The 6089-nt window shown below is 62.4% G+C and carries 8 protein-coding genes; 3 read left to right on the top strand and 5 right to left on the bottom strand.

All coding sequences use genetic code 11. The features are described 5' to 3' along the window. Positions 1–78: 78 nt before the first annotated feature. Complete coding sequence (locus tag QZ501_RS14630) at positions 79–807, top strand: sulfite exporter TauE/SafE family protein (RefSeq protein WP_160899102.1); 729 nt, start codon at positions 79–81, stop codon at positions 805–807. Here the strand turns inward: QZ501_RS14630 and arsH are convergent, their stop codons facing one another. From arsH to QZ501_RS14605, 5 genes are all read right to left on the bottom strand, one after another. Next, positions 808–1479 carry an arsenical resistance protein ArsH gene (gene arsH / locus QZ501_RS14625; protein WP_151439932.1) on the bottom strand — a complete coding sequence of 224 codons (672 nt, stop codon included), beginning with the start codon at positions 1477–1479 and terminating at the stop codon, positions 808–810. Positions 1480–1489: 10 nt separating this feature from the next. Beyond that, positions 1490–2524 (bottom strand): ACR3 family arsenite efflux transporter, encoded by a 1035-nt coding sequence (gene arsB / locus QZ501_RS14620; protein ID WP_151440049.1) that lies wholly within the window; start codon positions 2522–2524, stop codon positions 1490–1492. A gap of 35 nt (positions 2525–2559) precedes the next feature. Beyond that, a complete protein-coding gene (locus QZ501_RS14615) occupies positions 2560–2985 on the bottom strand; it encodes an arsenate reductase ArsC (RefSeq protein WP_151439931.1) in 426 nt (141 codons plus the stop codon). Positions 2986–2994: 9 nt separating this feature from the next. Next, on the bottom strand, positions 2995–3333 hold the full coding sequence (locus QZ501_RS14610; protein WP_151439930.1) for a metalloregulator ArsR/SmtB family transcription factor: 339 nt from the start codon (positions 3331–3333) through the stop codon (positions 2995–2997). Positions 3334–3409: 76 nt separating this feature from the next. Beyond that, positions 3410–3847: a PGPGW domain-containing protein gene (locus tag QZ501_RS14605; RefSeq protein ID WP_225741692.1), complete on the bottom strand. Its 438-nt coding sequence runs from the start codon at positions 3845–3847 to the stop codon at positions 3410–3412. Between the two features lie 172 nt (positions 3848–4019). Between QZ501_RS14605 and QZ501_RS14600 the strand changes: the two genes are divergently transcribed. Further along, positions 4020–5342 (top strand): cyclopropane-fatty-acyl-phospholipid synthase family protein, encoded by a 1323-nt coding sequence (locus QZ501_RS14600; RefSeq protein ID WP_151439929.1) that lies wholly within the window; start codon positions 4020–4022, stop codon positions 5340–5342. Next, positions 5342–6082 (top strand): FAD-dependent monooxygenase, encoded by a 741-nt coding sequence (locus tag QZ501_RS14595; protein ID WP_295720537.1) that lies wholly within the window; start codon positions 5342–5344, stop codon positions 6080–6082. Before QZ501_RS14600 ends, QZ501_RS14595 begins: the two co-directional genes overlap by 1 nt. Positions 6083–6089: the final 7 nt, after the last annotated feature.

The raw sequence follows: 6089 nt of genomic DNA, 5'->3' as shown, positions 1-6089 counted from the left end.
GCAAGCGTGCTGGCCTGGGGTCTGCTGCTGGCAATCATCTGGGGTCTGTAAAGCGTGGAGCCCCTGCTCACCTGGACAATGCTGGTGGCGGCAGCCTTTCTGGGGGGCGGTCTCAATGCCGTAGCCGGGGGCGGCAGCTTCTTCACCTTCCCGGCGTTGGTCTGGGCCGGCGTACCGCCGGTAGCCGCCAACGCCTCCGGGACCATGGCGCTGCTCCCCGGCTACATGGCCAGCACCTGGGGGTTCCGCGAGGATCTGAAGGCACCGGAGCAACTCTCCATGGCAGCAGTCCTGGCCACCAGCCTGATCGGTGGCAGCCTCGGAGCCGGCCTTCTACTGATCACACCGGATGCGGTCTTCAGCGATATCGTCCCCTGGCTGCTGCTGGCCGCCACCCTGCTGTTCGCCCTCGGGCCACGCCTGCTGCGTAACCTGAATACCAGCGGAGGCGAGTCCCGCCCTGGCGTCCAGATCACAGCACTTCTGGCGGTCTGTATCTACGGCGGCTACTTCAATGGCGGCCTCGGAATCGTGCTTCTGGCCACTTTCGGGCTGCTCGGCCACACCGGTCTCAACCGGATGCAGGGCCTCAAGAACCTCATCTCCGCCGTACTTACCGCTATCGCCGTGGCACTCTATGCCATCGGCGGGGCCATTATCTGGATCAAGGCCCTGGTCATGATGATCTCGGCGGTGGCGGGCGGCTATGTGGTCGCAAGGGTAGCCCGGAAGCTGCCGGAGGCGACCATACGCGCCGTGGTCATCGTCACGGGCGCGATCATGACAGCGGTGTTCTTCCTCAACTGATCAGTCTTCCGCCTTACGCTCCGAATAACGGCTGACCAGATACTCCGAGCGATCACGCAGCAGCAGGGTAAACTTCACCAGCTCCTCCATCACGTCCACTACCCGGTCGTAGAGCGGTGACGGCAGCATCCGGCCCGCCTCATCGAATTCCTGGTAGGCCTTGGGCACGGAGGACTGGTTGGGGATGGTGATCATGCGCATCCAGCGCCCGAGGATACGCAGGTTGTTCACCGCGTTGAACGACTGGGAACCGCCGGAGACCTGCATCACCGCCAGGGTCCGTCCCTGGGTGGGCCGCACGCCGCCGACCGAAAGCGGCAGCCAGTCGATCTGGGTCTTCATGATCCCGGTCATGTTGCCATGACGCTCCGGGCTGACCCAGACGTGCGCCTCGGACCACTGGGAAAGCTCCCGAAGTTCCTGCACCTTGGGGTGATCCGCCTCCGCATCGTCCGGCAGCGGCAGGCCCGAGGGATTGAACATTCGGGTCTCGGCGCCGAACTCATGCAGAAGGCGCTGCGCCTCCTCGGCCAGGAAGCGGCTGTAGGAACGCTCCCGGAGCGAGCCGTAGAGCAGCAGGACCCGTGGCGGATGAGCGCTTCCGGGGCTGTTGAGTTTCTCAAGATCCGGATGATCCAGAAAGGTCCGGTTCACGTTGGGTAGATCTACCATTCGATACACCTCAGCCCTGGCTGGTTCCCGGAAAATAATGACGGGTATGGTTCGCAATCCAGACCAGCCCCAGCATCAGTGGCACCTCGACCAGCACGCCGACCACCGTGGCCAGTGCCGCACCGGACTGCAGCCCGAAGAGCGAAATGGCCGCGGCCACGGCCAGCTCAAAGAAGTTGCTGGCCCCGATCATGGCCCCCGGCGCCGCCACGCTATGCGGGACTTTCCAGGCCCTGGCCCACCCGTAGGCAATCACGAAGATCAGGAAGGTCTGAAGAATGAGCGGCACTGCGATCAACGCAATGTGCACCGGGTTCTGGAGGATCACCTCGCCCTGGAAGGCAAACAACAGCACCAGCGTCAGGATCAGGCCAACGGGTGTCACGGGGCCCAGACGCTTCATGAAGACGTTCTCGAAGTAATCACTCCCCTTCCTGGCAATGACATAACGACGCGTGGCATAGCCGGCCGTCAGCGGAATCACGATGTAGAGGAAGACCGAAAGCGCAATGGTGTCCCAGGGCACCATGATGTTGGACAGCCCCAGAAGCACCATCACGATGGGGGCGAAGGCGAACAGCATAATGATGTCGTTAAGCGATACCTGAACCAGCGTATAGGCCGCATCGCCACGGGTCAGGTAACTCCAGACGAACACCATGGCCGTGCAGGGGGCGGCCCCCAACAGGATGGCCCCGGCCAGGTACTGGCGTGCCATATCCTCGGCAATGAAGGGCGCGAACACCACCAGCAGGAAGAACCAGGCAATGGCGAACATGGTGAAGGGCTTGATCAGCCAGTTCACCGCCGTGGTAATCACCAACCCCCTAGGCTGGCGACGCACGCCCGCGATGGAGGCGAAATCCACCTGCACCATCATCGGGAAGATCATGGCCCAGATCAGGACCGCGACCGGAATCGACACCTGAGCGTATTCAAAACGCGACAGCACATCAGGCACCACGGGCGCGAACTGCCCCAGTGCAATACCAATCACAATCGCAAGCGCCACCCAGACCGACAGGTAACGCTCGAACAGACCCATGCCCTCCTTGATGTTCGGGGTATCCTCAGTGGTACTCACGCCTGGCCTCCATCAACGTCATCGCGAATCAGGCATTCAACCCGTGCCCTTATATCATCCCGAACGTTACGGAACTGCTGCATGATCCTGTCCTCCGACCCCAGGGCTTTTGCCGGGTCCGGCAGTCCCCAATGGCGCTTGATCGTCCCCGGGGGCAGTATCGGGCAGGACTCATCGGCATCACCGCAGACCGTCACCACCAGATCCGCCCATTCCAGGTGCGCATCCGTCAGGAGGGTGGACGCCTGATCACGGATATCCACGCCAGCCTCATCCATCACCTTGATGGCCCTCGGGTTCTGGCCATGGGCTTCCAGACCGGCGGAATCCACGCTCACGCGATCCCCGGCCAGATGCCGCAGGACCCCCTCGGCCATCTGGGAGCGGCAGGAGTTACCGGTACACACGAACAACACATTCATCACCAAACCTCATTGGGCCGCATCCAGGGAAGGACGTTGGGTCATGCATGAAAGGCGGGCACTGAGCTCACCCAGATCCCGCGCCTCCAGCGCCGCGCGCAGGACCTGGCGGGCCCAGTCCGGAAGGTCCGTGGCCAGACGGTAATGCACCCACTGCCCACGGCGCTCATCCTGCACAATGCCCTGATCCCGGAGCTGGGACAGGTGGCGCGAGATACGCGGCTGTGAAAGCTCAAGGGCCGCAACCAGCTCGCAGACACAGAGCCGCCCTTCCTGCTCAAGGAGCAACAGGCTGTTCAACCGGGTGGTGTCTGAAAGCGCTCGAAAGAACTGCTCCGGCGTAACCATATCTGCATATCCATATATGTACAATCGCAACTCTACACGGAATAAGGCGCAATGAAAAGATCCGCACGCCCGGGATCTACAGCGACGGAAACTCGAGCTCGGGCACTCCCCAGCGCCGCCGGATCCAGTTGATGGACCGGAACACCGCCGGGCGCTCAACCACCCAGCGCTCCAGGCGGTATTTGCCCGGGAAATTGAGAAGCGTCAGCGAGATGAGGATGGTCAGAAGGCCCTGCCCCGGCAGCACCAGCATCGCGATCCCCGCAAGCAGAAGGATCAGGCCCAGAAGGTTCTTGAGGATGAGTGCCAGCAGCCCCAGCAGCGGATAGCGGCCCTGGAGGAGATAGCGCCGGCGCCGCGGCCGGGTGAAATAGTCCGACGGAATCCGGGCGATGACGAACGGCACCGCCACCAGCGTGGCCACAAACATCAGAAGGGAAACGCCCCCAAGGGCCCACAGGAAGGTTTCATGGCGCTCAAACCAGCGGACCAGCATTGCAAACAGTGCTTCCATCGGTTGCTCCCGGAAAACCAGCGCCAAGGCTAGCGCGTTCCGCGGCCACTGCGAAGGCCCTTGGAGAACGCCAACGTGGCCCCCATCACATCCTGCAGTTGCCGCATGAACTGATCACTTCCTATACTCGATACCGTATGGGGAGATAACAACCGGATGCTGGAGGGCACCTATGGAACAGAAAACCCCTCAAAGGGAAACGGCACGGTCATTCCGAAGTGACCGCTTTTCACCGCTGGGCCTGACCCAGTCACTCATTGAGCCGAACAGCACAGCCACCGGCGCCGAGCGCTGGATGGCGGAGAAATTCCTGTCGGTGGCCGGCAATCCGCCCCTGACCCTGGATCTATGGGGAACCCAGGAGATCACGCCTTCCGGGCAGAGCCCATGTTACCGCCTGCGGGTGGCGGACCGTTCCGCGCTGTATGAACTGATGACCAACCCGAACCTGGCCTTCGGCGACCTCTACAGCGAAGGGCGGCTGGAGATGGACGGCCACATGCCGGATCTTCTCACGGATCTCTACCGCTCACTGGACCAGGCCTACGAGAAGCTGCCGCTGTTCCTGCGCATGCTCTGGCGCGACCAAGCGCCGCGCTCGACCAGCCTCAAGGCGGCCCGGGACAACATCCACCACCATTACGACATGGGCAACGATTTCTACCAGCTATGGCTGGACCGGGCCCAGATGCAGTACACCTGCGCCTACTACGAGGAACCGGACATCACCCTGGAACAGGCCCAGCTCGCCAAGCTTGAGCTGGTCTGCCGCAAGCTGCAGCTCAAGCCCGGCGAGACCGTGGTGGAAGCCGGCTGTGGCTGGGGCGGACTCGCCCGCTACATGGCGAAGCACTACGGCGTGAAGGTGCGCGCGTTCAACATTTCCGAGGAACAGGTGACCTTCGCGCGCGAAAAAGCGAAGGAGGAAGGCCTGGAAAACCAGGTGGAGTACGTGCTGGACGATTACCGCAACATCTCCGGCCTGTACGACCGATTCGTTTCCGTGGGCATGCTCGAGCATGTGGGAACCGACTACTATCCGGACCTGGCCGCGGTCATCCGCCGGCACATGAAGACCGAGGGCCTGGCGCTGGTTCATTCCATCGGGCGCAACTACCCGATGCGCACCAACGCCTGGATCGAGAAGCGGATCTTCCCCGGCGCCTATCCACCCAGCATCACCGAATTCACCAGTATCGGCGAGGCCGGTCCCTTCTCGGTGCTGGATGTGGAGAACCTGCGGCTGCACTACGCCGAAACCCTGGAGGACTGGCTCGCCCGCTTTGAGGCCAACATCGACACCGTGCGCGAGATGTACGGTGAGAACTTCGTCCGGGCCTGGCGCCTCTACCTGGCCGGCTCGATCGCCTCGTTCCGGGCGAACGCACTCCAGCTGTTCCAGATGGTGCTGGCGCACCCCGAGAACAACAATGTGCCACGTAACCGTAAACACCTCTACACCAGCTCCAACGTGCCGCCGGAGGACAGTTACTGATGGTACAGCGCTATGATGCACTGATCGTTGGTGGTGGGCCGGCCGGCTCCACCATGGCACAGACCCTGACACAGCGGGGCTACCATACCCTGGTGGTCGACAAGCAGACCTTCCCCCGGGATAAGACCTGCGCGGGCTGGGTCACGCCCGCCGTGCTGGAGCTCCTGGCCATCAACCCGGATGACTACCGGCGGGAGAACATCATGCAGCCCATCCATCGCTTCCGCATCGGCATGATGGGGCAGAAGGCGGTGGAGAATGACCATGGCAGCGAGCCCGTCAGCTACGGCATCCGCCGCTGTGAGTTCGACCACTACCTGCTCGAGCGCAGCGGCAGCGATCGGGCCGAGGGCGTCAAATTCAAGTCCCTGGAACGCACCGACGACGGCGAATGGTGCCTGAACGGCGAGTACCAGGCGCCGCTGGTCATTGGCGCCGGTGGTCACTTCTGCCCCGTGGCGGCCACAATCGGGGAAGGCCCCGGCAGCCACGAAACCTCGGTGACCGCCAAGGAAGTAGAGGGGCTTCTCAATGAGGGCAGAAAGAAGGTCTGTAAACGGGGTGTCGCCGCTGATCATATAATCGATGGTCAGTGGGGTGAGAGAGTCGCTGAGAGTCTCTCCCTTATCGCTGTTCGTGATGTCATTCTTATGTACGAATCCGACTGGATCGCCGTCAGCGTAGACCGGGGCCGCATCGTATCCGTTTTCATTGAGCCACGCAGCGGCATCACTTGGTGACGTATCG

The sequence above is a fragment of the uncultured Halovibrio sp. genome (genome assembly GCF_913056445.1).
Lineage (GTDB): Bacteria > Pseudomonadota > Gammaproteobacteria > Pseudomonadales > Oleiphilaceae > Halospina > Halospina utahensis_B.
This window is presented reverse-complemented; position numbering and strand designations above follow the sequence as displayed.